The 25,542-nt window shown below is 63.0% G+C and carries 25 protein-coding genes; 9 read left to right on the top strand and 16 right to left on the bottom strand.

Annotated features, from left to right (window positions below; genetic code table 11):
• Nucleotides 1-62 precede the first annotated feature (62 nt).
• Together G6N73_RS15100 and G6N73_RS15095 are read left to right on the top strand one after the other, a co-directional pair.
• Complete coding sequence (locus G6N73_RS15100) at nt 63-989, top strand: ABC transporter ATP-binding protein (protein WP_165028916.1); 927 nt, start codon at nt 63-65, stop codon at nt 987-989.
• A complete protein-coding gene (locus tag G6N73_RS15095) occupies nt 986-1,747 on the top strand; it encodes an ABC transporter permease (RefSeq protein WP_165028914.1) in 762 nt (253 codons plus the stop codon). Before G6N73_RS15100 ends, G6N73_RS15095 begins: the two co-directional genes overlap by 4 nt.
• A 2-nt stretch (nt 1,748-1,749) precedes the next feature.
• On the opposite strand, the gene G6N73_RS15090 is transcribed toward G6N73_RS15095, so the two are convergent.
• Nucleotides 1,750-3,066 (bottom strand): amidase, encoded by a 1,317-nt coding sequence (locus G6N73_RS15090; protein ID WP_165028912.1) that lies wholly within the window; start codon nt 3,064-3,066, stop codon nt 1,750-1,752.
• Nucleotides 3,059-3,571 carry a DinB family protein gene (locus G6N73_RS15085; RefSeq protein ID WP_165028910.1) on the bottom strand — a complete coding sequence of 171 codons (513 nt, stop codon included), beginning with the start codon at nt 3,569-3,571 and terminating at the stop codon, nt 3,059-3,061. The genes G6N73_RS15090 and G6N73_RS15085 overlap by 8 nt, the downstream gene beginning before the upstream one ends.
• A 70-nt stretch (nt 3,572-3,641) precedes the next feature.
• On the opposite strand from G6N73_RS15085, the gene G6N73_RS15080 reads away from it, so the two are divergent.
• The gene (locus tag G6N73_RS15080) at nt 3,642-4,334 is read left to right on the top strand and encodes a glutathione S-transferase family protein (protein ID WP_165028908.1); all 693 of its coding nucleotides are present in this window, start codon (nt 3,642-3,644) and stop codon (nt 4,332-4,334) included.
• A gap of 94 nt (nt 4,335-4,428) precedes the next feature.
• The gene (gene ndk / locus G6N73_RS15075) at nt 4,429-4,851 is read left to right on the top strand and encodes a nucleoside-diphosphate kinase (protein ID WP_165028906.1); all 423 of its coding nucleotides are present in this window, start codon (nt 4,429-4,431) and stop codon (nt 4,849-4,851) included.
• 72 nt (nt 4,852-4,923) lie between these two features.
• On the opposite strand, the gene G6N73_RS15070 is transcribed toward ndk, so the two are convergent.
• From G6N73_RS15070 to G6N73_RS15045, 6 genes are all read right to left on the bottom strand, one after another.
• Entirely contained in the window at nt 4,924-7,170 is a 2,247-nt protein-coding gene (locus G6N73_RS15070) for a putative bifunctional diguanylate cyclase/phosphodiesterase (RefSeq protein ID WP_425484090.1), read from the bottom strand.
• A 149-nt stretch (nt 7,171-7,319) separates the two neighbouring features.
• A complete protein-coding gene (locus tag G6N73_RS15065) occupies nt 7,320-7,796 on the bottom strand; it encodes a molybdenum cofactor biosynthesis protein MoaE (protein WP_165028902.1) in 477 nt (158 codons plus the stop codon).
• A 1-nt stretch (nt 7,797) separates the two neighbouring features.
• Nucleotides 7,798-8,052 (bottom strand): molybdopterin converting factor subunit 1, encoded by a 255-nt coding sequence (gene moaD / locus G6N73_RS15060; RefSeq protein WP_165029002.1) that lies wholly within the window; start codon nt 8,050-8,052, stop codon nt 7,798-7,800.
• Nucleotides 8,053-8,060: 8 nt separating this feature from the next.
• Entirely contained in the window at nt 8,061-8,651 is a 591-nt protein-coding gene (gene pgsA / locus G6N73_RS15055) for a CDP-diacylglycerol--glycerol-3-phosphate 3-phosphatidyltransferase (protein ID WP_165029000.1), read from the bottom strand.
• Between the two features lie 93 nt (nt 8,652-8,744).
• Nucleotides 8,745-10,748 carry an excinuclease ABC subunit UvrC gene (uvrC, locus tag G6N73_RS15050; protein WP_246252075.1) on the bottom strand — a complete coding sequence of 668 codons (2,004 nt, stop codon included), beginning with the start codon at nt 10,746-10,748 and terminating at the stop codon, nt 8,745-8,747.
• 74 nt (nt 10,749-10,822) lie between these two features.
• On the bottom strand, nt 10,823-11,587 hold the full coding sequence (locus G6N73_RS15045; protein WP_165028898.1) for an SDR family oxidoreductase: 765 nt from the start codon (nt 11,585-11,587) through the stop codon (nt 10,823-10,825).
• A 394-nt stretch (nt 11,588-11,981) separates the two neighbouring features.
• Between G6N73_RS15045 and G6N73_RS15040 the strand changes: the two genes are divergently transcribed.
• Nucleotides 11,982-12,647 carry an outer membrane protein gene (locus G6N73_RS15040; protein WP_165028896.1) on the top strand — a complete coding sequence of 222 codons (666 nt, stop codon included), beginning with the start codon at nt 11,982-11,984 and terminating at the stop codon, nt 12,645-12,647.
• Nucleotides 12,648-12,717: 70 nt separating this feature from the next.
• Here the strand turns inward: G6N73_RS15040 and G6N73_RS15035 are convergent, their stop codons facing one another.
• Both G6N73_RS15035 and G6N73_RS15030 read right to left on the bottom strand, forming a co-directional pair.
• Nucleotides 12,718-13,314, bottom strand: a complete 597-nt coding sequence (locus tag G6N73_RS15035) for a glutathione S-transferase family protein (RefSeq protein ID WP_165028894.1) — start codon at nt 13,312-13,314, stop codon at nt 12,718-12,720.
• A gap of 89 nt (nt 13,315-13,403) precedes the next feature.
• Complete coding sequence (locus tag G6N73_RS15030; protein ID WP_165028998.1) at nt 13,404-14,126, bottom strand: winged helix-turn-helix transcriptional regulator; 723 nt, start codon at nt 14,124-14,126, stop codon at nt 13,404-13,406.
• 191 nt (nt 14,127-14,317) lie between these two features.
• Here G6N73_RS15030 and G6N73_RS15025 point away from each other — a divergent pair, with 191 nt between their 5' ends.
• Nucleotides 14,318-15,490, top strand: a complete 1,173-nt coding sequence (locus G6N73_RS15025; RefSeq protein ID WP_165028892.1) for an acyl-CoA dehydrogenase family protein — start codon at nt 14,318-14,320, stop codon at nt 15,488-15,490.
• 63 nt (nt 15,491-15,553) lie between these two features.
• On the opposite strand, the gene G6N73_RS15020 is transcribed toward G6N73_RS15025, so the two are convergent.
• The 6 genes from G6N73_RS15020 to G6N73_RS14995 all read right to left on the bottom strand — a co-directional run bounded on the left by G6N73_RS15020 (nt 15,554) and on the right by G6N73_RS14995 (nt 20,457).
• A complete protein-coding gene (locus tag G6N73_RS15020; protein WP_246252072.1) occupies nt 15,554-16,273 on the bottom strand; it encodes a ribonuclease T2 family protein in 720 nt (239 codons plus the stop codon).
• Nucleotides 16,274-16,412: 139 nt separating this feature from the next.
• Entirely contained in the window at nt 16,413-16,889 is a 477-nt protein-coding gene (locus tag G6N73_RS15015) for a hypothetical protein (RefSeq protein WP_165028890.1), read from the bottom strand.
• Between the two features lie 83 nt (nt 16,890-16,972).
• Nucleotides 16,973-17,833: a 23S rRNA (adenine(2030)-N(6))-methyltransferase RlmJ gene (locus tag G6N73_RS15010; protein ID WP_165028888.1), complete on the bottom strand. Its 861-nt coding sequence runs from the start codon at nt 17,831-17,833 to the stop codon at nt 16,973-16,975.
• Between the two features lie 10 nt (nt 17,834-17,843).
• On the bottom strand, nt 17,844-18,458 hold the full coding sequence (locus G6N73_RS15005) for a hypothetical protein (RefSeq protein WP_165028994.1): 615 nt from the start codon (nt 18,456-18,458) through the stop codon (nt 17,844-17,846).
• Between the two features lie 28 nt (nt 18,459-18,486).
• Entirely contained in the window at nt 18,487-18,936 is a 450-nt protein-coding gene (locus G6N73_RS15000; RefSeq protein WP_165028886.1) for a DNA polymerase III subunit chi, read from the bottom strand.
• Nucleotides 18,937-18,957: 21 nt separating this feature from the next.
• Nucleotides 18,958-20,457 (bottom strand): leucyl aminopeptidase, encoded by a 1,500-nt coding sequence (locus G6N73_RS14995; protein WP_165028884.1) that lies wholly within the window; start codon nt 20,455-20,457, stop codon nt 18,958-18,960.
• Nucleotides 20,458-20,794: 337 nt separating this feature from the next.
• On the opposite strand from G6N73_RS14995, the gene lptF reads away from it, so the two are divergent.
• The 3 genes from lptF (at nt 20,795) to G6N73_RS14980 (ending at nt 25,521) form a co-directional block, all read left to right on the top strand.
• Nucleotides 20,795-21,997 (top strand): LPS export ABC transporter permease LptF, encoded by a 1,203-nt coding sequence (gene lptF, locus G6N73_RS14990; protein WP_165028882.1) that lies wholly within the window; start codon nt 20,795-20,797, stop codon nt 21,995-21,997.
• The gene (gene lptG / locus G6N73_RS14985; protein ID WP_206078864.1) at nt 21,994-23,082 is read left to right on the top strand and encodes an LPS export ABC transporter permease LptG; all 1,089 of its coding nucleotides are present in this window, start codon (nt 21,994-21,996) and stop codon (nt 23,080-23,082) included. The genes lptF and lptG overlap by 4 nt, the downstream gene beginning before the upstream one ends.
• Before the next feature lie 159 nt (nt 23,083-23,241).
• Nucleotides 23,242-25,521, top strand: coding sequence for an LPS-assembly protein LptD (locus tag G6N73_RS14980; RefSeq protein ID WP_246252070.1), 2,280 nt, complete (start codon nt 23,242-23,244; stop codon nt 25,519-25,521).
• The last annotated feature ends 21 nt before the right edge of the window (nt 25,522-25,542 follow it).

Below are 25,542 nucleotides of genomic sequence, written 5' to 3'. Positions count from 1 at the left end.
ACATTGCTTCGACGATCCACCCCGCGACGCGAGCCTCCCCTCCAACCGCTATCGCCATTCCCATGCAGCCAGTCATCTCCGTCTCGAACCTTTCCAAGACATACGCGTCCGGATTCCAGGCGCTCAAGAACATCGACCTAGAGATCAGGCGCGGCGAGATATTCGCGCTTTTGGGGCCGAACGGCGCGGGCAAGACCACGCTGATCGGCATCATTTGCGGCATCGTAAATCCGACCGAAGGAACGGTGCTCGCCGACGGCTACGACATCATCGCCGACTACCGCCACGCCCGCTCGCAGATCGGCCTTGTGCCGCAGGAACTGACGACGGACGCGTTCGAGACAGTCTGGGCGACCGTCAGCTTCAGCCGCGGCCTGTTCGGCAAAAGGCGCGACCCGGCGCATGTCGAGCGCGTGCTGCGCGACCTGTCGCTCTGGGACAAGAAGGACAGCAAGATCATGACGCTCTCGGGCGGAATGAAGCGCCGGGTGATGATCGCAAAGGCGCTCTCGCACGAGCCGCGCATCCTGTTCCTCGACGAGCCTACGGCCGGCGTCGACGTCGAGCTGCGCCGCGACATGTGGAATGTCGTGCGCTCGCTGCGCGACACCGGCGTCACCATTATACTGACGACGCACTATATCGAGGAGGCCGAGGAGATGGCCGACCGCATCGGTGTGATCCACCAAGGCGAGCTCATCCTCGTCGAGGACAAGGTCGAGCTGATGCGCAAGCTTGGCAAGAAGCGGCTGACGCTGCAGCTCCAGTATCCGCTGGCCGCCATACCGGAGAACCTGCGCTCCTACGGAATGGAACTCGCCGAAGACGGCCAGGAGCTGGTCTATACCTACGACACCCAAGGCGAGCGGACCGGCATCACGACACTGCTGCAGGATTTGAGCGCGGCGGGAATACGGTTCAAGGATATCCAGACCAACCAGAGTTCGCTCGAGGAGATTTTCGTCAGCCTGGTGAGGGAGCGGCCATGAACTTCCACGCGATCCGGGCGATCTACCTCTTCGAGATGGCGCGCACCTGGCGCACCCTCCTTCAGAGCATCGTTTCGCCGGTCATCTCGACGTCGCTCTATTTCGTCGTCTTCGGCGCCGCCATCGGCTCGCGCATCCCTGAGATAGACGGCGTCAGCTACGGCGCGTTCATCGTGCCGGGGCTGATCATGCTGTCGCTGCTCACCCAGAGCATCTCGAATGCCTCGTTCGGCATCTATTTCCCGAAGTTCGTCGGCACGATCTACGAGATCCTCTCCGCGCCCGTGTCGTTCCTTGAGATCACAATCGCCTATGTCGGCGCGGCGGCGACAAAATCCGTCATTCTCGGCACGATCATATTGGCGACCGCGGCGCTGTTCGTGGACCTCACGATCCTCCATCCCTTCTGGATGATCCTGTTCCTGGTGCTGACCGCGGTTACGTTCAGCCTGTTCGGATTCATCATCGGCATCTGGGCCGACGGCTTCGAGAAGCTGCAATTGGTGCCGCTCCTCATCGTCACGCCGCTGACCTTCCTCGGCGGCAGCTTCTATTCCATCAGCATGCTGCCGCCCTTCTGGCAGAACGTGACGCTGTTCAATCCGGTGCTCTACCTGGTCAGCGGCTTTCGCTGGAGTTTTTATGGTGCGGCCGATGTCAGCGTCGGCGTCAGCCTCGGCATGACGCTCGCATTCCTCGCACTCTGCCTCGGCGTGGTCGCCTGGATTTTCCATACCGGCTATCGGCTCAAAACCTGAGTCTACGAAGCCCGGCGAAAAAGCTCCTCGACAGCGGCGGCTGTGCTTAGCAGGCGGCGGTCATGGCCGTTGCGAGCGAACAGCATCAGGCCGGCCGGAAGGTTCATTCCCGGCATCGGGAGCGAAATCGCGGTCAGGTCGAACTGGTTTGCGACCTGCGGATTGCGCAGCAGCAGCCCGTCCGTGCGGTCATACAGGTCGTCATCCTCGAGCAGCGGCTGGATGGCCGGGGCGATCATCGGCGTCGTCGGCAGAGCCAGCACATCAATCGGCCGCAGCCGCTGGTCCATGGCGGCGGCGAGCGCCGCCCGCTTTCGGAGCACTCTGATATAGGCGTAGGCTGGCACGGCGGCTCGGCGCTTGATCGGCCCGCCGATGCGCGGGTCGACCAGCGACCATGCCTGCGTCGCGGCGAGGTCGGCATGAATTTCTGCTGCCTCGACCGAGGCGATTGAGGCTCCCTTCGTCGCTTCGGCCATACCGTTCAGCAGGTCGTCGATCGGATGATCGGCGATTTTTGCGCCCGCAGCCTCCAGCGCTTTCAGGCTGCGCGCGAAGCCCTCGGCCACGGCAGCATCGATGTCGCCGAATAGCCGGCCTTGCGGAATGCCGATCCGCAGCCCGCTGAGCGGAAATGGTTCAAGCGCATCCGGCTCCTCGCCTGCCATGATGGCATCGGCGATGGCGCAATCCGCCACCGTGCGCGCCAGCGGGCCGACGGAATCGAGCGTACTGGACAGCGGAAATACGCCGGAGAGCGGAACGCGCCCGGCCGTCGGCTTGAAACCGACCACGCCATTCAATGCCGCGGGAATGCGTACCGACCCGCCCGTGTCCGAGCCGATGGCGATCTCGCTCGTGCCTTCGGCGACCGATACGCCGGCGCCCGACGAGGAGCCGCCCGGTACGCGCGTCGAATCGGCGGCGTTGCCCGGCGTCCCGAAATTCCGGTTGAGGCCGATGCCGGAAAAGGCGAATTCGGTCATGTTGGTCTTGCCGACAATCACGGCCCCTGCTCGCCTCAACCGCGCCACGACCACGGCGTCCCGGGTCGCGGGCGGCGCATCGGCGAGTGCGGCCGAGCCGGCGGTCGTCGTCTCGCCCGCAACGTCGAAAAGATCCTTGATGGAGATGATCCTGCCGTCGAGCGGGCCAAGGGAGATTCCTGCTCGGCGGCGCGCATCTGCAGCGTCGGCAAAAACTCTGGCCGCGTCGGAATACAGCTTCAGGAAAACGCGTTCCTCGGCTTCGCGCTCGGCGAGCCGCGCCAGGACTTCTTCCAACCGGTCCCTCGCCGAACCAGTCGCCGGCTCACGCATAGGCCCTGCCCTCTTCCGTGCGCTGGAAGTAGACAAGGTCGAGTTGCAGTGAAGGCTGGCCGAGCACGGTCAGGATCATATGCGCCTGGCCGCGATGGTGGGTCTGATGGTTGAAGAAGTGGTCGAGCGCCGGCGCGAGCCGCTGCGACACGGTGCGCATGTCGGTGACTGTCATGTAGGTGAACCGCCCGGAAAAGGCCTTTTCGTTTAGGCCGCCGATCCATTTGGAGATCCGCTTGTCCTCCGCCTCGCGGACCGCCCGCAGCTTCGTGAAATCCTCGTGGATGATGGCGTCGAGCGCCGTCGGCGCATCACCCTCACCGGTAAAGCGCTTCATCCAGATGCGGTCGGCGGCAACGAGGTGGTTGAGCGTGCCCATCATCGACTTGAAGAATGCACCGGTGTCGCGCCGGAATTCCTCCGGCGAAAGCGCAGCCGCCGCGTCATAGACCCGCTGGTTGGCCCATGAATTATAGGCCGCGAACATCGTGAAATGCTGTTTCATGGACTTTACCTTTGACGCTCGAAGCGCTGTATATGCGCGCCATTCCTAAACTGCAGTGAGAGAAGCGCCAATGACCATTCTGCTCTATGACCTTGTCGGCCGCGACGCCTCCCGCCCCTTCAGCCCGCATTGCTGGAAAGCGGCGATGGCGCTGGCCCACAAGGGGCTCGATTTCGAGAGCGTGCCGACGCCGTTCACTGCGGTGCCAACCGTCGAGGGCGGCGCCAGCAAGATCGTTCCGGTGATCCGCGACGGCGACAAGACCGTGTCGGATTCCTTCGCCATCGCGCTTTATCTGGAGGACGCCTATCCGGACCAGCCGACACTGTTCGGCGGCGAAGGCGGCAAGGCGATGGCGCGCTTCATCGAGCGCTGGTCGCAGCTGACCATCCATCCTTATCTCGGTTCCGCGGCGATGATGGACATCCATGACGTGCTGGCGCCGGAAGACCAGGCCTACTTCCGCAAAAGCCGCGAGCCGCGCTTCGGCAAGCGGCTGGAAGAGGTGCCGGCCGGGCGCGAGGCCGGGCTCGCCGCGTTCCGTGCGTCGCTGGAACCGCTCAGGTCGATGCTTTCCTACCAGCCCTGGATCGGCGGTGCAGCGCCGCTGTTCGCCGACTACATCGTCTTCGGCGCCTTCCAGTGGGTGCGCATCACCTCCCCCTTCCAGGCGCTCGCGGCGGACGATCCGGTGGCGGAGTGGCTCGGCCGCTGCCTCGATCTGCACGGCGGCATCGGCCGCAGGGTTCCCGCGGCCGCATAGGAGCGCGGCAAGCGGCTTCGGGCCTTGGCAATGGGGCGGACCGTCTGTATAGGTCCGCCACCTTTTTCATCCCCATTGCCCAGAAGGATACACCATGGCGATCGAACGCACGTTTTCGATGATCAAACCCGACGCGACCCGGCGCAACCTCACCGGCGCGATCACCAAGATGCTGGAGGATACCGGCCTGCGCGTCGTCGCTTCCCGCCGCGTCTGGATGAGCCGCCGCGAGGCGGAAGGCTTCTACGCCGTCCACAAGGATCGCCCCTTCTTCGGCGAGCTGGTCGAATCCATGTCGTCGGGCCCGACGGTCGTGCAGGTCCTCGAAGGCGAGAACGCCATTGCAAAAAACCGCGACGTGATGGGCGCCACTAACCCGGCCAACGCCGCCGAAGGCACGATCCGCAAGGTGCATGCCCTGTCGATCGGCGAGAATTCGGTGCACGGCTCCGACGCGCCCGAGACTGCCGCCCAGGAAATCAAGTACTGGTTCTCCGATACCGAGATCGTCGGCTGACAATTTGAATCCGTTTCGCGCCGCAAGCGCCTGAATGAAAAACGAAAAGCCGGGGCAACGCTCCGGCTTTTTTCAGGCCGTCTGCAGCATGACCGGCTGCGGCACGGCGACCTGCGGCGGCGCGTCGTGGAACATGTCTGCGAACCGGTCGGCCGGAACGGCGGGGCTGTACAGGAAGCCCTGAAAGAAATCGCACCCGAAGGCCCTCAGGAACGCTTCCTGCCGGACATTCTCGACATGCTCGGCCACAGCCGACAGGCCGAGCGTGCGCGTCATCGCCAGTATCGTCTTCACCAGCGCCCGGTCGCCGTCGGAATTCTCGATATCGGCCACGAACCCGCCGTCGATCTTGAGCTCATCGAACGGCAATTGCTTGAGGTAGGCCAGCGACGAATAGCCGGTGCCGAAATCGTCAAGCGACAGACGAACACCCAGCTTCTTGGCCTCGGCCATCCTGGCGGCGACGAGCTGATGGTCCTTGGCCATTACATGCTCTGTCAGCTCGAAGGTCAGCATGGTCGGATCGACGCCAAAGGCCTTGATCTTGCTCCGGGCCATACCGATGAAATCGTTGCTCGAGAACGATTGCACGCTGACATTCAGCGCCAGCCGCAAATGCGCCATCACCGGGTCGCGCTGCCAGCCGGCCAGCGCCTCCAGTCCCTTGGCGAACACGAAATTGGCAAGCTCGTCATTGAGACCGAACTGCTCGGCCAACGCGACGAACTCGTCCGGAAGAATTCTTCCCAGCGTGGGATGTTCCCAGCGCACCAGCGCCTCGGCGCCGGTCACGCGGCCGGTATGGTCCACCTGCGGCTGGAAGTAGAGGTCTAGCTGGTTGTCGGAAAAAGCGGTGCGAAGGTCGCTGAGCATACGGTAGCGTTGCGCTTCCCGGTCCATGGTCGCCGGATCGAACAGCGCCGTGCTATTCCGACCCGCGGCCTTGGCCTGGTACATGGCGATGTCGGCGCGCTTCAAAATCTCGTCGGCGCGCTTTTCGCTACCGTCGAACACCACGACACCGACGCTGGCCGAACCGACATGGCGCAACGGGCCGAGTTCGAACGGCCTGTTCAGCGCAGAAAGTATCTGGTTCGCCGTGGTGATGGCCCGAAGCGTGCCGTGCGCCGCCTCAGAGCCGGTTTCCTCCAGCACCACCACGAATTCGTCGCCGCCGATGCGGGCGACCATGTCGCGCGGATTGACGCAGCGGCGGAGCCGGTCTGCGACCTGCACCAGGAAGCAATCGCCTATGTCATGGCCCTGCGTGTCGTTCAGTGTCTTGAAGTTGTCGAGGTCGATGAACAGAAGCGCCCCGGTATCGCCTCGCCGCTCACAGGCGGCGATAGCCTGCGTCATGCGATTGAGGAACATGCGACGGTTCGGCAGCCGGGTCAGCGGATCGAAATAGGCCAGTTCCTCGATTTCCATCTCGTGCCGCTTGCGCACTGAAATGTCGGCGACATAACCATGCCAGGTGATGCACTCTTCCGACCGCTCCGGACGAGCGTCCATGCTCACCCATTTCTCCTGGCCATCGCGGCTGCGTATCCGGACCTCACAATTCCACGGCTCCAGCTTCGCGGCAGCCTCGTGCTGCGACGCGAGGTAGGCTTCGCGGTCTTCGTCGATGACCAGATTGGTAAACGCCCAAGAGTCGGCCAGATGCTCCTCCGGCGAAATGCCGGAGATTTGTTCGATGCCGGCGCTGACGTAGAGCATTTCACCGCGCTCGTTAGGAAAGTTTCTGAACTGGAACAGGCCGCCCGGCAACCGGCTCGTCAGCTTCTGGAACTGCTCCTCGAGCTTCAGCCGCTTGATTGTTTCGGTGATCTCGCGAACCGAACCCTCGTAGAAAAGCTTGCGGCCGGTCTTCCGATCGTAGACGAGCCTGGCGGATTCGGTGATCCAGATGCGCTCGCGCGTCTTGTGGCGGTGGATTTCGGAGACGAAATCCTCGACCTTGCCGTCGCGCATCAGGATCGCCTGGAACTCGGCGCGGCGACCCGGCTCGACATACCACGGCTTATCGCTGTCGAGGATGCCCGCCAGCATCTCCTCCTCGCTCTCATAGCCGTTCAGACGAACCAGCGCCTGGTTGCCCTTGATATGGCGACCATCCGGCAGCGCACGGTAGATGCCCTCCGACAGATTCTCGACCAGATCGTTGTTGTTTTCCTGCTCGGCGAGCGCCCGCAAGTAGAGGCTGCGGTAACGGATCATCCAAAGCGAGACAAACGCCGACAATACGACGCTTGCGGCGATCAGCCAGTCTTTGCCGGCCCAAACGTCGAACAATGAACTCAGCAATGGATGCATTCTGCTTCGCGACGCGTTTATCGACGGCGACCGTAATTCACGACAACTTTAGAAAGCTCTAAACCGGCAAACCGTCGAAACGCATGCTTAACGGCAGGTTTCGGCCCGATGGCCGAAATCTTTTGAGAGTGCGCTAAAGTCGGGAAGAATTATCGAGAAGAATTCCAGCGCGCGGCGGCCTGGTCGTCGGCATCCTTGGCATCGACCCAATTGCCTTCGGAGCCGTCAACGCGATGCTCCTTCTTCCAGAAGGGCGCGCGCGATTTCAGATAGTCCATCAGGAAGGACGCCGCCTCGAACGCCACCTGCCGGTGCGCAGACGCCGCTACGACGAGCACGATGTTTTCGCCCGGAGCGATCTTGCCGAAGCGGTGGATTGCGCTGAGACCCATCAGCGGCCAGCGGCCCAACGCCTCCTCGGCGATGCGCGCGATCTCGGCTTCGGCCATGCCCGGATAGTGCTCGAGTTCGAGCGCGGCGAGCGCGCCCGCTTCGTCGCGGCACAGGCCCGAGAACGTCACCACTGCGCCGACATCGGTGCGCCCCTCCGTCAGTCGGCCGATTTCCGCGGCAATGTCAAAATCTTGCCGCTGGATACGCACCATGGGCACTACACCGGCCGGCATCTCAGCCTCCGGTCATCGGCGGGAATAGGGCGATCTCGCGCGCGCCGGCGATCTTCTCGCGATGATCGACGTGCTCGTGATCGATCGCGACGCGGATCACTTCCGGATATTGCAGCGCGTTTTCATATTCCTCGCCGCGCGCCTTCAGCCAAAGCAGGAGGTCGGCCACCGTCTCGACCGTCGAGGGCAGAAAAACCTCTTCCTCCGGCTTGCCGATCCGTTCCCGCACCCAGGCGAAATAGACAAGTTTGGTCAGGGGCTCTGTCATTCGTCCATGATATGCTTGGCGCCGGCGCGAAAATAGTCATAGCCGGTGTAGAGCGTCACGATAGCCGAGACCCAGAGCAGGAAGATACCGATCTGCGTCCAGTAGGGGACCATCTTGTCGCCTGCCGGGCCGAGCAGCAGGAAAGCGATGGCGACCATCTGGATCGCCGTCTTCCATTTGGCGAGCTGAGTCACCGGCACACTGACCTTGAGGGCGGCGAGATATTCGCGCAGCCCCGACACGAGAATTTCGCGGCACAGTATGATGATCGCTGCCCACAAGGACCAGCCGGCGATCGTCCTGTCGGTATCGGCTGCGAGCAGCAGCAGGCAGGTCGCGACCAGAAGCTTGTCGGCGATCGGATCGAGCATGCGCCCGATATTGGAAGTCTGCTGCCAGGCGCGGGCGAGATAACCGTCGAGATAATCGGTCACGCTGGCGGCGATGAAAATCACAAGCGCTGTCCAGCGCGCGAAGTCGCTGGATTGAAGCCGGCCTTCCAGAAAAAAGCACAGCACGACCATCGGCACGGCCAGAATTCGCGCATAAGTCAGCATATTGGGAAGATTGAATGCGCCCTTGCCCATGTCTTTCCGCAATTCTCCAGATCCAGAGATACTCAAATCAGATGCCTCCGTGCCGGGTCAATCATCGAAAAGCGATGAGCCAGCGCAATTGTGTCAATTTTCGTGGAAGTGATTGTAGACCAACTTTGCAATCGATTCCGAAATTCCGTCGACCGCCGTCAGATCTTCCACCGCGGCGCGGCTCACCGCCTTGGCTGTTCCGAAATGCAGGAGCAGCGCCCGCTTGCGGCCCGGCCCGATACCGCTGATCTCGTCGAGCGGATTCTTCACCATCTCCTTCTTGCGCCGGGCACGATGCGAACCGATGACGAAGCGATGCGCCTCGTCGCGCAGGCGCTGCACGAAATAGAGCACCGGGTCGCGCACCGGCAATGAGAAGGATTCGCGCCCCTTGACGAAAAACCGCTCGCGGCCGGCGTCGCGGTCCTGCCCCTTGGCGACGCCGATCGCCACCACGCGATCGGCAATGCCAAGATTTTCCAGGATCGAACGGACCGCACTCATCTGCCCCTGCCCGCCGTCGATCAGAACCACGTCGGGCCAGGCCGGGAAGCCCGAGCCGTTGACCTCGTCCGTCTCGCTTTCCCCGACATCACCGTCCTCGCCATGCTCCTTCAAAAGCCGCGAAAAGCGCCGCTCCATCACTTCGCGCATCATGCCGAAATCGTCGCCCGGCGTGATCTCGGTTGAACGGATGTTGAATTTACGATACTGGTTCTTCACGAAGCCTTCGGGGCCGGCGACGATCATGGCGCCGACCGCGTTCGTGCCCATGATATGCGAGTTGTCATAGACCTCGATACGCACCGGCGGCTTTTCCAGCCCGAACGTCTCCGCCATCCCGGCCAGCAGCCTTGTCTGGGTGGAAGTCTCGGCGAGCCTGCGGCCTAGCGCCTCGCGAGCGTTCTGGACGGCGTGGTCGACGAGATCCTTCTTTTCGCCGCGCTGCGGCACGGTGACCGTGACCTTGTGACCAGCGCGCGTCGCAAGCGCCGCCGACAGCAATTCCTGGTCTTCGACCGTATGCGACAGCAGGATCAGCCGCGGGCATGGCTTGTCGTCATAGAACTGCGCCAGGAACGAGCCGAGTACCTCCGCTCCCTCCAGCGCCGGATCTGCCTTCGGAAAATAGGCGCGATTGCCCCAGTTTTGGCCGGTGCGGAAGAAGAACACCTGGATGCAGACCTGCCCGCCCTCCTGGTGGATGGCGAACACATCGGCTTCCTCGATCGATTGCGGGTTGATGCCCTGATGGCTCTGCACATGCGACAGCGCAGCCAGCCGGTCGCGGTAGATCGCGGCGCGCTCGAAATCGAGGTCTTCCGCGGCCTCCTGCATGGCCGCCGAAATCTCGGTCTTCACCTTCTGGCTGCGGCCCGACAGGAAATCCTTCGCCTCCGAAACCAGTTCGGCATAGTCGGCCGCGGAGATCTCGCCGGTGCAAGGACCTGAGCAGCGCTTGATCTGGTAGAGCAGGCAGGGCCGCGTACGGCTCTCGAATACCGAATCGGTGCAGGTGCGCAAAAGGAATGCGCGCTGCAGCGAATTGATGGTGCGGCCGACTGCGCCGGCGGAGGCGAAAGGCCCGAAATAGTCGCCCTTGCGCGAGCGCGCGCCGCGATGCTTGAAAATGCCGGGTGACGGGTGATCGCCGGTCAGCATGATGTAGGGAAATGATTTATCATCGCGCAGAAGAACATTGAAGCGCGGCCGCAAGCGCTTGATAAGATTGGCTTCGAGCAGCAGCGCTTCGACCTCGGTGCGTGTCACGACGAATTCCATCGTCGCGGTCTCGCGCACCATCCGGCCGATACGGTTGGTGTGGAACCTGCCCTGCGCGTAATTGGTCACGCGCTTCTTCAGGCTTCGCGCCTTGCCGACATAGAGAACGTCGCCGGCCGCGTTCATCATCCGGTATACGCCCGGCGCGTTGGGCAGGCGCTTGACCAGTGTCTGGATGACTTCGGCGCCCACCATGCCGTCGGCGTCGCCGGCATGCGCGCTCCAGTCGATCGCGGTGAACGGCACATCCGGTCCGGCAACGGGCGACGCCTCGACCGTGGGCTCGTCGTCCTCCTCGACGTCATGGCCGGGCATATAGCCGGCTATGTCGCCGCCTGCCTTGTCGCCGCGCGGTATCGGCGGCCTCTTTATCGTTTCGTCCTTGACCGTCATTCCGCCATGCCTGTCACATCCGGCGTCTGCCATGCAAGGTGCTGGCCGCCATCTATGGCGATCATCTGGCCGGTCACCGAGCGCGCCTCCCAGAGATAGCGGATCGTCGCACCGAATTCCGAAAGCTGCGGTCCGCGGCCGAGAATCAGGCCATCGACCTGGGCGGCAAAATCCCAAGGCTGCTGCCTTACATTGGCGAGCGTCGGCCCCGGACCGATGGCGTTGACGCGGATGCGCGGCGCCAGCGCCTGCGCCATCGTCCGCGTGGCTGCCCAGAGAGCCGATTTCGACAGCGCATAGGAGAAGTAGCGCGGCGTCGGCTTCCAGACGCGCTGGTCGATGATGTTGACGATCAGTCCCTCCTCGCCCTCGGGAAGTGCTGCCGCGAACCGGCCGGCCAGCAGCGCCGGCGCCTTGACGTGCACGGCGAAATGCCGGTCCCAGGCGGCCCAGTCGGGATCCGTCACTGAATCATCCTCGAAAACCGAAGCGCTGTTGACGAGCAGCGACACGGGCCCGACGGCGCGTCCAGCGGCTTCGAGCAATCCGCCAGCCTGCGCCATGTCGGTCAGGTCCGCCGCGACCACTGCCGCGCGGCCGCCTCCGTCACGTACCGCTCGGGCCAAGGCCTCGGCTTCCGCCCGTGAACGGTTGCAGTGGATGGCCACGGCAAAGCCGTGCGCCGCGAGATCTTCCACGATCGCCTTGCCGATGCGTTTTGCCCCGCCGGTCACCAGTGCTGTCTTGCGGGCTTGCGCCATGGTCGAAATCCCGATGAGATGCCCGGCGGCGGTTTCGTAACTTTCGGTTCGTTCTTTTGGCGGCAATGTGGCGAGGAGCGCGATCCGGCGCTGACGCCCGCCGCAAAGCCAAGGAGTCTCCGCCGCAATATAGGTCTCGCAAGGCCTTGCACCAAGCCGGCTTGCGGTCGGCGCCGGCAAAGCTCCTGACAGGCTTGTTGCGCATGTGCAACGCCACGCTTCTGCCTCATTGGCGCCGGGGAATGACCCGATTTCTGGTAAGCTCCAGCCGCATTTGGCCCCGAAATTCGGAACGGTGAGGCGCCGAGCCCGTTTATCCTCCCCGCGGGCAGGGGCTCCTATCGAACGAAATACCACAGCCTGTTTTTGAGTGCGCTGTGGCAAGGAGTAAAAAATGAAAAGCAAACTGAATCTCGCGTGGCCTACGGCTACCGCTTTGGGGCTCATCGCCTTCATGGGCATGAATGCGGCAAACGCCGCCGATGTCATCATGGAAGAGCCGCCTGCACCGGCGCCGATCGAGGAACTGCCGGTGGCGTCCTGGGCTGGCCCCTATGCCGGTCTCAGCGCCGGCTACGCCTTCGGCGGCGAGTCCGAAGATGAGTCGTTCAACAATTCGATCGACACCGACGGCTTCGTCGGCGGCGCTTTCGCCGGCTACAATTGGGAAACCGGCGGCATCGTGGCTGGTGTTGAAGCCGACATCGGCTACAGCGGCGTCAAGGGCGACAATGCCGGCACTGAAGTCGAATCCGGCGTCGAAGGCTCGCTGCGCGCCCGCCTCGGCTATGTCGTGACCCCGGACGTGCTGCTCTACACCACCGCTGGTGGCGCCGCGAAGCAGATGGAAGTCACCGAAGGCGGCGTCTCGGATGACAACACCATGGTCGGCTGGACGGCCGGCGTCGGCACCGACGTCAAGATCACGGAGCAGGTGTTCGGCCGTGTCGAGTATCGCTACACGGACTACGGCAGTGAAGAGTTCACCACGGCCGGCGGTTCGGGCGATGTCGATGCCAAGGATCACCGCATCACCTTCGGCGTCGGCATGAAGTTCTGATCGGCATATATAGCGATCGAAAGAAAGCCGGGCGTTTCGACGCCCGGCTTTTTTTTGCATCCGCTGAAAGTCAGGCCGGAACGTACTGCTTCAGCTCCGGAAACTTCTCGTCGAAGCGCGCCGCCCAGCGCTTCAGCCTGGCGCGGCCCTTCTCCCACTGCCCGGGAAAGCGCAGGTCGATGTAGCCGACGCAGGCGCGCAGCGCGATGTGGCCGGCGGTGATCTTTTTGGGCAGCTTCGGCGGGTTGGCGTTCAAGAGATCGAAGGCGCGCATCGCCTTCGACCATTGCAGGTCGAGCCATGGTTGATGCACCTTCTCGGCCGGCCGCATGCGCCGTTCATAGACGTGGGCGAGCAGGCAGTCGCAGACGCCGTCGGCCAGGGCCTCCAGCATTTCGGCCTCGAGCCGCTTCGTAGGATTGCGCGGAAACAGCGCATTGCCCGACAGGCGGTTCAGGTACTGGGTGATCGTCCGGCTGTCATAGATCCCTCGCCCTTCGTCGGTCACCAGCGTAGGAATCTTGCCGAGCGGATTGGGGCCTGTCAGTTCGGCCGGCTGCGAATTCGTGTCGACCACCACCGCTTCCAGCGGAACGCCGGCATAGGCCGCGGCCATGCGCACCTTGGCGCTGTAGGGGGATGTCGGCGAATAGAGAATTTTGGGCATGCAGGCCTCGCTTCTGGGGTTTCGGCGCAACGCTATTGCTGCCGGCGCACGGGAGCAACGGCGAACAGCGTTCATCCCGTCGTGATTTGCTAGGCCAGTTCTGAAAATCTGCCGGTCGGATCAGGAACGCGCCGGCTCTCGGCGGCGAAGGGACTGAGGCCGAGCCATCGCTGCATCGAATTCGCGATCGACGGATCGCCGTCCAGTTCGAGGCGTCCGGCCTCGATCTCCGTACGGACCACGGTCAGACCCATCCATATCGCGGTCATGGTCTTCAGCGAACACCTGACCAGGAGGTTCAGTTCGTAGCCCGGGTCGAAGCCGCAAAGATCGACGTTCCCGTCCTCGATTACCAACCACCAGTTCTGCCGCGCGGGCGGCAATTCGGGGTACTGAAACTGAATCGTGCACCGCCCGGGCGGCAGGGGCTCGGGATTGAGCTTGCGCCGCATGTCCCACATCAGCAGGGACGGGTCGAGATTCTTCAGCGACAGGGTCGATTCAACCCAGCGCTGGCCCCAGAATCCCATTGCCATCACGATCGGGCCAAGCTCTTCGCCGGCCGGCGTCAGACGGTATTCGACTGATCCCCCGGCGCTGCGCACGGTCGCTATGACGCCGGCTTTCTCGAGTTCTTTCAATCGCTTGGATAGCAGGGACGGCGACATGCGGGGAACGCCGCGCCTCAGGTCGTTGAAACGCGTTGTGCCGCAGAGCAATTCGCGCACGATCAGCGTCGTCCACCGCGTGCACAGTATTTCCGCGGCCATTGCTACGGGACAGAACTGTCCATATCCGCCGCGTTCTTCCATGCCCACTCCCTTTGAAAGCAATTTCCATGTCGAGGATACGCCGCGGCGGCGCTCCTGCCAAGTTGACTCGCAGTACCGTTCAGCCCCCTGCCGGCGTTTTTTATGGCGATACAGTTCCTGAACTGGACGTGATGTTGTCCCGGCGCAATTCTTCATGGGTGTTTGAAAATTGGCCAAGGAGGAATCAAGGCATGAACACCACAGGACTTGCAGTCGCCATGAAAACTGAGCAGGCAAACCCAACCCCGACTGACTTCGTTGCAATCGCCCGCTCGCTCGGCCCGCAACTTGCCGCGCGCGCCGCCGACGCCGACGAGAATGACCGCTTCGTCGCGGAAAACTACAAATCGCTCAAACAAGCCGGCCTAGTCGAAGCGGCGGTGCCGCGCAAACTCGGCGGTGGTGGCGCGGAAGTCCCCGAACTCGCGGCGATGCTGCGCGAACTGGCACGCCACTGCGGCTCGACCGCCCTTGCCTTCTCCATGCACACGCACCAGGTCGCCATTCCGGCTTGGCGGTGGCGTCACCAAAAGGCGGCCGCCGTTGAGCCGTTGCTGAAAAGGATCGCCGGCGAACGCCTCGTTCTCCTGTCGAGCGGCGGTTCCGACTGGATCGCCGGCTCTGGACAAGCCGTCAAGGTCGACGGCGGCTACCGGATTTCGGCGCGGAAAGTATTCACCTCCGGCGCTGAAGCAGGCGACTTGCTGATGACGGGCGCGATCGTCCAGTCGGATGGCGAACCGGACATGGTCATTCACTTCCCGGTGTCGATGAAGGCGCCCGAAGTGAAGATCGTCAATACCTGGCGCACGCTCGGCATGCGCGGAACCGGGTCGAACGACGTTGTGATCGAAGGCCTGTTCGTACCCGATGCTAGCGTCGCCGTCACGCGGCGCAGCGGCGAATGGCATCCGCTGTTCCAGATCATCGCTACCATCGCCTTTCCGCTGATCTACTCGGTCTATCTCGGCGTGGCCGAAAGCGCCCGCGACATAGCGATCGAGCTCGCAAAGAAGAGACCGGCCACCCATCACGCCATGGAGCTTGCCGGGCGTATGGACACCGCCTTGCGAGCAGCCCAGCTTGCGCAGCGGCATATGATAGAAATCGTCGAGCGCAATGCGCCATCGGCGGATTCGATCAACGAAATCATGATCGGCCGCACGCTGGTCGCCCGGTACGCGATAGAAGCCGTCGAGCTGGCGATGGAACTCGCCGGGGGCGCAGGCTTTTACCGCAGCCAGGGCCTGGAGCGGCGTTTCCGCGACATACAAGGCGCGCGCTACCACCCGCTGCAGTCAGGGCCGCAGGCCGAATATGCCGGCGCAACGGCGCTCGGCCTTCCGACTGCGAACATCTTCTGAGGGCACGCGTGGGTGTAGAGATTCAGGTCGGGCCGGCCCTTGCAGGCCGGCATGACCTGAATCTCAGCGCACCGGCGGCATCACCACCCTGTCCAGCCGGCAGGCGCGGTGGTCGACCTCCGGGCACTCACGGAACGCCAGATCCTTCGTCAGGCAGATGCGCACTTCGCGCAAGAAGCGCTTGTCACAAGTAACGGCCACTCCCTCGCCGGCGAGTCCTGGATTGGCGGCGACAAAGGCGCGTTCGGCGTCGTCGGGATCGAGCGTCTGATAGGCGTCGAGCCGGCGAAACTCTGCAGGAATCGCGACCACCTCGCGGGCGGCGCGCAGCACGTCAAAATAATCGTCCTGCGAAAGTCCGGCGCAACTGCCGTGCTTGCGCCACTGATGCCTGATCAGGCCGGCCGACGGCATGATGTCGTAGAGGGTGCGCAGCGTCGCATTGTCGACGCTCTCCTCGTCAGCGCGGCAGTTTTCCGGATAGCCGCGTTCAAATTGCGGCCACAGCCCGTGCACAACGAAGGCATAGGGCCGCGCAGACGCGCATTGCTGACGATTGGCGTCCTCGCCTTCGGCCTCGCAATAGCTCGGCGACCACGATAGAGACAAAACGTAAAAGTCGAAACCGGTCCCGGCTGGCACATCGCCCCGCGCCAGGACGGCAGGCTGGTTGATCGTCTCGCCGACGCCCTGGCCTGCGGGTTTCCAGAACATGGCCAGCGCGACCGCAATCAGCGCCAGCCCCGCCCCCGCGGCATACAATCGGCTTCGGCCCGCCGCCATGTGTCGGCTTAGGGTGTGTTGCGATTCAGGTCAGGACGAGCCGGATCGAAGAGGGCGCGCAACGACCAAAATGGCGGATTTCGAGAACCGGAGCAGAGCGTGTATTCGGGTACGTGGTCGCCGGAAGCGCAGAAAGCCGTCACTTGTAGGCCGTCCTCACCTGAATCCCTTCCATACCCGGGCGCAGGACGCGGCAGCGCCCGTTGTACACGTACCAGCGGTCGAAGCCGTCGACGCAGAATTCGACATTGTCGCCGATGCCGGCAAATCCCATGCCGCCCTCGATCAGATACCAGATGTTGCGTGTGTAACCGTCGGAAAGCACGACATCGGCCTCGCAATATTGCCGCGCGATGGGTTTACGCTCGGCTCTCGGCTCGAAAAGGGTGGCGCGGATGCGCTGGAAATCGGTTATCGCGACGTCGGGCAGGTGCGGAACGTGCCGCACCTGGTAACGGAAGCGGTCGGTGATCTTGGCCAGAAAGCGCCTGTCGGCGCAGACGCCCGAATCCTGCTCCTGGTAGATCCTCATGTCGGCCGCAGGCGCCGCTGCCGGCGCCATGAAGGAGCCAAGGGCCAGCGTTGCGGCCATGGCGAAACGGGCGATTCGGGTCATGGATGTCCCTCGTGAATAGGCGTGCGGCGCGAAGCACTAAGACCGGCAGTTTGCGCAAAGGCCGCGCAACGGTCAAGCCGCCGTCAAACGTTCGCGTCTTCCGCCGTCAGCCATCCGACCTGCCAACCGGCTCCCCTGCTCTCGGCCAGCACCGCATGCAGCGCCGGCAGCATGACGGCGAGTTCCTTCTCCAGCGTGAATGGCGGATTGACGACGATCATGCCAGTCCCATCGAGACGCGGCTCGTCACTAGCCGGCCTGATGTCGAAGCGAATGTCCATGATCTTCGGGATGCCTAAGCCGACCAGCGCCTCGCGGAAGCTCCTCACCGCGGCGCGGTCCTTGACCGGGTACCACAGCGCATAGATGCCGCCGGGCCAGCGCCGATGCGCCCTGCGCAGTCCCTCCGCCAGACGCGCGAACTCGCCCTGCTGCTCGAAGGGCGGATCGACCAGCACCAGACCGCGCTTTTCCTTCGGCGGCAGATGTGCACCCAGCGCCAGCCACCCATCGAGTTCCAGCACGCGGACCTGATAATCGTCGGCGAACAGGGCTTTCAGTGCGGCGAAATCCTGCGGGTGCAGCTCGATCGCCGACAGGCGGTCCTGCTTGCGCAAAAGCCCGCGCACGATCAGCGGCGAGCCCGGATAGCGCAAAAGCGCGCCATCGGGGTTTGCCGCCCGCACTGCATCGAGATAGGGCGCAAGCAGCGCCGCCGCTTCGGGCGCGAGCCTTGCATCGAGCAGCCGCGCTATTCCGCTTCGCCATTCGCCGGTTTTCTGCGCCTCTTCCGCCGAGAGATCGTAGAGCCCGACACCCGCATGGGTATCGATGACGCGGAACGCCTTGTCCTTGAGCTTCAGATACTCGACGAGCCGGGTCAGCACCGCGTGCTTGACCACATCGGCGAAATTGCCGGCATGATAGGCGTGGCGGTAGTTCATCCGCCCCTCTTCAGCGCGGCTCGCCGCCCCTGCCCCAACGGGGTTTCGGCGGCTGCGAGTTGGGGTTGCGCTCGGGCCTGCCGCGCCGCATCGCCAGCACGAAACCGATGAAGCCGATCGCCATCAGCGAAAAGCCCAGCGGCTGAGCCCGCTGGTCATAGGCGCCAGCGCCGGCGAGCAGGATCAGGTCGACGGACTCCATATCAATGCCTTCCGCGTCTCCGGGTCCGAGCGTGAAGGTATGAACGCCGTCCTCGATCTCGTCGATTGCACCGGCGTCGATGCGGTAGATCTTCTGCAGGGTTTGCGGCGTGTCGTCACGCGTGGTCGCGCCGGCCAACCCAAGCGTCTCGGCCAGCACCGTCCGGCCGCCGCCCGCAGCCGTGATGGTCAGAACGGCTGCGTTCGCGGCGGCCTGCAGCGTAGCCGAGCTTGTGATATCGACCAGCACCCGGACCGGCGTGTCGGTCGCGCCCAGCGTCGCCTCGATCGGCCGGAAACCGCCGACACCGTCGTAAACGCGCCATGTCCCGATCTCATGACCGGAGAGATTCCGGATCACGTAGGGATAGCCGACGCCGATCGCCGCACCGACAAGAAAGATGAGCAGGAACAGCAGGCGCATCATAAAACCCGTTCGACCGCGCCTGGCATCACGCCTTGCGCTCCCAGCGACGCTCCGGCGTCTGCTGCCAGTAGGTGACGGCGTGCCCGCCCGCCTTCATCGCCTTCCAGTGTTCGCGCGCCTTTTCAAGTTGCTCGGCATCGTGGCCGTCGAACATGAATACCGCCCGCTCATAGGCTGCGACGTCGGGTGGCGTCGCGCCGTCGACGATGAAACGGATCTCGGCGCCGTTGCCGTTTTCCGCCTCGGTCGTCAGCAGCACCGGCTGTTCGACCGTATGCGGCTCGCGATCCGTCCCGTGCGCCAGGAAGGAATCGTCGCGAAATGTCCACAGATGCGCATCGAGCGCATCGCGCCGCTCCTCGGTTCCGGTCTGCACGACCGCCCGCCAGCCGCGCTGGACGCTCTTTTCCAGCAGACCTGGCAGCGCTTCTTCCAACGTCGATTCGGTCAGGTGGTAAAACAGCACCTCTGTCATCACGCTATCAATGTGAATTTGTTAGCTTTCATAATGATCGCGGACGAGTTGATCGAGCAGCCGCACGCCGAAACCGGAACCCCAGGACTGGTTGATCTCGTTCGAAGGCGACCCCATTGCGGTGCCGGCAATGTCGAGATGCGCCCATGGCGTATCCTTGACGAAGCGCTGCAGGAACTGCGCCGCGGTAATCGCGCCGGCAAAGCGCCCGCCGATATTCTTCATGTCGGCGTTCTTGGTGTCGATCAATTTATCGTATTCGGCGCCAAGCGGCATGCGCCAGAGCTTTTCCTGGGTGGAGAGGCCGGCCGCGGTCAGCCGCCCGGCCAGCTCGTCATTGTTGGAGAACAGGCCGGCATGGCTCTGCCCGAGCGCCACCATGATGGCGCCGGTCAAGGTTGCCAGATTGACCATGAATTTCGGCTGGAAGCGGTCGTTGCAATACCAGAGCGCGTCGGCGAGCACGAGCCGCCCTTCCGCGTCGGTGTTCAAAACTTCGATGGTCTGGCCCGACATCGAGGTGACGATGTCGCCGGGACGCTGCGCGTTGCCATCGAGCATGTTTTCCACGCATCCGAGAATGCCGACGGCATTGACTTTCGCCTTGCGCGCGGCCAGCGCCCGCATCAGGCCGGTCACAGCGGCCGCACCGCCCATGTCCCCCTTCATGTCCTCCATGCCGGCCGCGGGCTTGATCGAGACGCCGCCCGAATCGAACACCACACCCTTGCCGATGAATGCGACCGGCTTGTCCTTGGCCTTGCCGCCGTTCCAGCTCATTATCACCAGCCGCGGCGGTCGCGCGGAGCCCTGGGCGACCCCGAGCAGCGCGCCCATGCCGAGTTTACGCATCTCCTTCTCGGTGAGAATCTCTACCGTCACGCCCAGCGCCTCGAGTTCCTTGGCGCGCGCGGCGAATTCCACCGGCCCCAGGATATTTGCCGGCTCGTTGACCAGGTCGCGCGCCAGAGTCACGCCGTCCACCACCGCTTCAGAATCGGCGAACGCTTTCTTGGCGGCTGTCGGATTGGGGCAGTGTATGGTGATCTTGGCCGGCTTGGCTGCTTTTGGCTGCTCGCCTTCGGCATTGTCCTTCTTGGTCTTGTACTTGTCGAAGGAATAGGTCCTGAGCAGGATGCCTGCGGCGACGTTCGCCACCGCCGCCGCATCGACTTCCAAGCCCGGAAGGTCGGCGATGACCGCCACTTCGCTCGCCTTGCGCAATTGGCCCGCAACCGCGCCGCCGAGCTTCATCCAGGCGTGAGCGTCCAGGCCGTCCACCTTGCCAGCGCCGAGCGCCACCAGGCGATCGAACTGCGTATCCTGCGGCGCCAGCACCTCGACGGCGCTGGCCAACTTGCCATTGAAGTCGGCCACCGGGAAGGCGCGCGCAAAGGTGTCGCCAGGATCGCAGGCTTTCGCCGCGTCGCTCAGCGCGCCGCCCTCGGCCGCCAGAACGATGACGCTGCGCTTTTTCGGCACGCCGGGTTTCGCAAAGCTGATCGATGGTCTGGACGTCATGGATTCCTGCTTTCGGGGATGGACTGTCGTGGTGCGCGACATTTGGTCGTTTTACTGCATTTGGCAAGGCGAAAGCCGTTGCGCCAGCTTTTTGCTCCAATTGCTCGCCACAGTCGCGCGGCCGCCAAACGCCGGTTAATATCCAAGTAACCATTCGCGTTGGCACTTCCTTATCCAGTAGTGGGGACAATTTGAGCATGCCGGAAAGTCGAGACGGGACGGTTACCAATTCGAGCCGGTTGTGCTCCCGCTGTCCGGCGGGTAGTTTGCGCGCGTATCTGGTTGCGGGAACGGTCCGCGGCAGGACAGTCGCCCCCGTAACGGAATCGCGCGTCTCATGAAGGTCGTCGAACGCTACATATTGCGTCGCACGCTCGAAGTTTTTGCAGCCGCGCTGTTCTGGACGCTGGCGATCGTCTGGACCACGCAGGTTCTGGCGCGCATTGACCTCGTCACCGACAGCGGCCAGTCCGCCCTCACCTTCTTCGAAATCGCGACGCTGATCCTGCCGTCAATCATCCCGATCGTCATTCCCTTCGCCCTGATCATCGCCGTCGCGCAGACACTGAGCGTGATGAACACCGATTCGGAGCTGGTCGTCATCGCCGCGGCCGGCAGTTCGCGCTCGACGGTCATCCGCCCGGTCATCATCCTCGCGCTCGCGGCGAGCGCTTTCTCGTTCGCGGTCGACAATGGCGTCGATCCCTATGCGCGTGAGCGCGGCCGCCAGCTGGTCGCGGCGGCCAGGGCCGATCTCCTCTCGCTGGTCATCCAGGAGGGAACGTTCCGCAAGATCGATGAGGGCCTTTTCGTTCAGGTCGGCGAGCGGTTGCCGGACGGCCAGCTCGGCAGCATCTTCGTCGCCGACTCTCGCGAGGAGGGCATCGACCTCGTCTACTACGCCAAGAAGGGCTCGGTGGTTGAAAGCGACGACAAGAGCCTGCTGGTGATGGCCGACGGCGTCGTCCACCGGAAAACGCCCGCCGGCGAGGTGTCCGTTATCCGCTTCACTTCCTACGCCTTCGATCTTTCGGCCTTTTCGTCATCCGGCGACAGGATCACGATGTATCCGAAGGACAGGACAATCGCCTACCTCCTGAACCCTGATCCCAACGACGACATCTACCAGCAGAAGCCGCAATCGTTCCGCGCCGAACTCCACAGGCGCTTTACCGAATGGACTTACCCGCTGGTCTTCGCCCTGATTGCGCTGGCCGTCGCCGGCGACGCGCGCTCGCATCGCGAGGCGCGAATCAATCCGCTGATAACCGCTGTGACGATCGCGCTTTTCGTTCGCTGGCTGGGCTTCTTCGTGACCAACCAGGCGCAATCATCAGCCGCATTCACGCCGTTCGTCTACGCCGTGCCTATAGCGGCCTCGGCTGTGGCGATTTGGTTCATCAGAAGCAACCGGACCATGGAACTGCCCATTGCGTGGGCTGAACGGATGGCCTCTATCGGCCGCAGTATCAGCGACCGCCTTGGCCGGCTCTGGCAGAAGCTTGCCGGCCGCCGTGCCGCCTCGCCGGGAGGCGCATGATGGGCTGGACGCTTGGCCGCTATTTCTTCATCCGCTATTCGACCATCACGGCATGGTTCTTCGTCGGCATCTTCGCGCTGGTCTTCCTGATCGACTTCACGGAATTTTCCAGCCGAACCTCCGGCCTGCCCGGCTTCACCTTCCAGACAGCGCTTACGGTTTCAGCGCTGCGCGTTCCCATGATCATGCTGCAGACAGTGCCTTTCATCGCGCTGTTTGCGGCGATGGCCACGCTGATCTCGCTCAACCGCAAATATGAACTGGTCATCGCCCGGTCCGCCGGTATTTCCGCATGGCAGTTCCTGCTGCCGGCCTGCATCGGCGCGCTGCTGTTCGGCATATTGAGCGTCGCCCTGCTCAACCCTATTGCGGCACACGGATTCTCACGCTCGGAAATCCTCGAATCCAGATTGCGTTCGGGCGAGTCCAACCAGGTCTCGGCTTTCTCCGCACCGTGGATCCGCCAGAAGGCCAACAATGTCGACACCATCATCGGCGCCCGGGCCATCCTGAACCAGGGTTTGGAATTGGCGGATGCGGTGTTTTTCGAGATCGACGCCGACGGCGACATCGTCGAGCGCAAGGACGCCAAGCGCGCCTATCTGCGCGACGGCTACTGGGAACTCGACGACGTCAAGCGTTCTCGCGGCGGCGGCGCGGCAGAATCGCTCGCGCAGGATCGTGTCGCGACGAACCTCAAACCCGAATTCGTGCAGGAGCGGCTGGCGCGGCCCGAAACCATCCCGTTTTTCGACCTGCCGAGCAAGATCGAGGTGGCCCGTTCCTTTGGCCTCAGGGCCAACGCTTTCGCCATGCAATTCCACTCTTTGCTGGCGCTTCCTCCGCTTCTCGTGGCCATGACGCTGATCGCCGCCACAGTGTCGATGCGCTTCGCCAGAATGGGGCAGTCGGCGACGATGATTCTGGGTGGCGTCCTCGCCGGCTTTCTGCTTTATGTCGTTTCGGTATTGGTAAAAGCGTTTGGCAATGCGGGATTCGTTCCGCCATTCGTGGCGGCGTGGCTGCCGGTTGTCGTAGCATTATTTTTCGGGGTGACGTTCCTGCTCTACAAGGAGGACGGTTAGTTGGGGTTGGCGGTGACATCTGACCGCAAATCGGCCCGTTTGGCGCGCCTGTATGGCGCGACGGCGCTTGCCTGCGTTTTGACGTGCGTTTTGCCTGCTTTGCCTGCCTCCGCGCAGGAATTGCCCGATATCGGAGCGGACGTTCCAGAAGGCAGCCAGATGCTGCTTGAGGCCGACACGCTCGTCTATGACAACGACGCCAATACGGTGACTGCGGTCGGCGGCGTGCAGATCGACTATGGCGGCAATCGCCTCGTCGCCCAGCGCGTCACCTATGACCGGAAGACCTCGCGGCTGATCGCCAGCGGCAATGTCGAGATCGTCGACAGCAGCGGTACGAGAATCTTCTCCGATGAGATCGACATCACCGACGATTTCGCCGACGGCTTCGTCAACGCGCTCCGTGTCGAGACCGTCGACAAGACCTATTTCGCGGCCGAGAGCGCCGAGCGCAAGGGCGGCAGGCTCACCACTTTCAACAATGGCGTCTATACCGCCTGCGAACCCTGCGAGGAAAAGCCGGACCAGGCGCCGATCTGGCGCATCAAGGCGCGCAAGATCATCTGGGACGGCAAGGCCAAGACCGTCCGCTTCGAGAATTCGCGATTCGAGTTCTTCGGTTTCCCGCTCGCCTTCCTGCCCTCATTCGAGATCGCCGACCCGACCGTGAAGCGCAAGAGCGGCTTCCTGTTCCCCGGCATCAAATACAAGAGCGAACTCGGCGTCGGCGTATCGATCCCGTATTACCTCGCTTTGTCGCCGACCTACGATCTGACGCTGACCGGCACCGGCTACACGAAGCAGGGTTTCCTCGGCGAGGCCGAATGGCGCCAGCGCTTCAACAATGGCGAATACAGCCTGAAGATCGCCGGCATCCACCAGAACGATCCTGACGCATTCATCGACGAGACTGGCCCCAACGTCGATTCCGGCCGCCCGGGCGATCCCAACAAGTTCCGCGGCATGTTCGGCACGCAAGGGCGCTTCGACATCAATCCGCGCTGGGTTTTCGGTTGGGACGTGCTCGTTCAAACCGACAAGAATTTCTCGCGCACCTATGAAATCGAAGGATACAACGACTACGTCCACAGGTCGGAAATTTATCTGACCGGCCTTCACGACCGGAATTTTTTCGACCTGCGCGGCATGTATTTCCAGCTGCAGGAGGACGCTTTCGATAGCAATAGTGGCTCGGCAGCCGAAAAGCAGCCTTGGGTGCTGCCATCGTTCGACTATTCCTACACGCCGGATGCGCCCGTCGCAGGTGGGGAACTCAACATCGACATCAATTCGCGCTCGGTTCTGCGCTCCAAGCTCGACCAGGTCTTTCCTCCCTCCGGAACTCCCGACCCGAAATCTACGATCGTTCGCGGTATAGAAGGTGATTCCGCCCGGCTGACCGCCGAGGCCGAGTGGAAGCGGTCATACATCACGGATGGCGGTCTGGTGGTTACCCCGCTGCTGGCCTTCCAGGCCGACACCACCTATGTGAGCCAGTCGGATAGATCGATCAAAGCCATCAATGATATGGCCCGCGATCCCGATATCGGCGTCGCGGCCGACATTCGTTCGGCGTACTACCGGGCCATGGCGACCGCCGGCCTCGAACTGCGCTGGCCCGTCCTGTTCTCCACCACCAGCGCCACCCACGTGCTGGAGCCGATGGCACAGGTCTTCGCGCGCCCAGATGCCCGTTACGAAGAGACGCTCGGCATACCGAACGAGGACGCGCAGAGCTTCGTCTTCGATGCCTCGACGCTATTCGAGCGCGACAAGTTTTCCGGCTATGACCGCATAGAGGGCGGCTCGCGCGCCAATTTAGGCCTGCGCTATTCCGGCTCGTTCGGTAATGGCTGGGCCACCAACGCGCTGTTCGGTCAGTCCTATCAGCTCGCCGGCGACAATCCTTTCGCCGCGCCCGATCTGGTCAATGCCGGCGCCTATTCGGGCCTCGACACCGAAACTTCCGACTATGTTGGCTTGGCCGGATTCACAGCGCCCAACGGCCTCTCCGCCTCGGTCAGCGCCCGCTTCGACGAGCAGACCTTCGAGATAAGACGCGCCGAGACGAAAATCGGCTACTTCAGCGCGCCGCTTTCCCTCACCGCCCAGTACGCCTTCGTCCAGGCCCAGCCGCTCTACGGCTTCAGCGAAGACCGGCGTGAAGTCACCCTGGCCGCATCGAGCCGCGTCCACGAGAACTGGCGGGCTTTCGGTTCCGGCACCTACGATTTGGAAGCCGGCGTGCTCGTGAGAAATTCGGTCGGATTTGCTTACGACGACGAGTGCTTCTCCTACACGATGACCTGGTCGACCAAGCGGGATAATGACCAGGTAGTCTCAAATCGGGAAGACGACGAGCATTCGATCGGCTTCAACATCTCGTTCCGCACGCTCGGCGACTTCGGTTCCACTACCAGCGAGATCATCGAGCAGTAGCGGGACGGCGCGGCGTCATCG

It is taken from the genome of Allomesorhizobium camelthorni, from assembly GCF_011045125.1.
GTDB lineage: Bacteria > Pseudomonadota > Alphaproteobacteria > Rhizobiales > Rhizobiaceae > Allomesorhizobium > Allomesorhizobium camelthorni.
The sequence above is the reverse complement of the archived record's forward strand: the minus strand, read 5'-3'. Positions and strand labels throughout refer to the sequence as shown.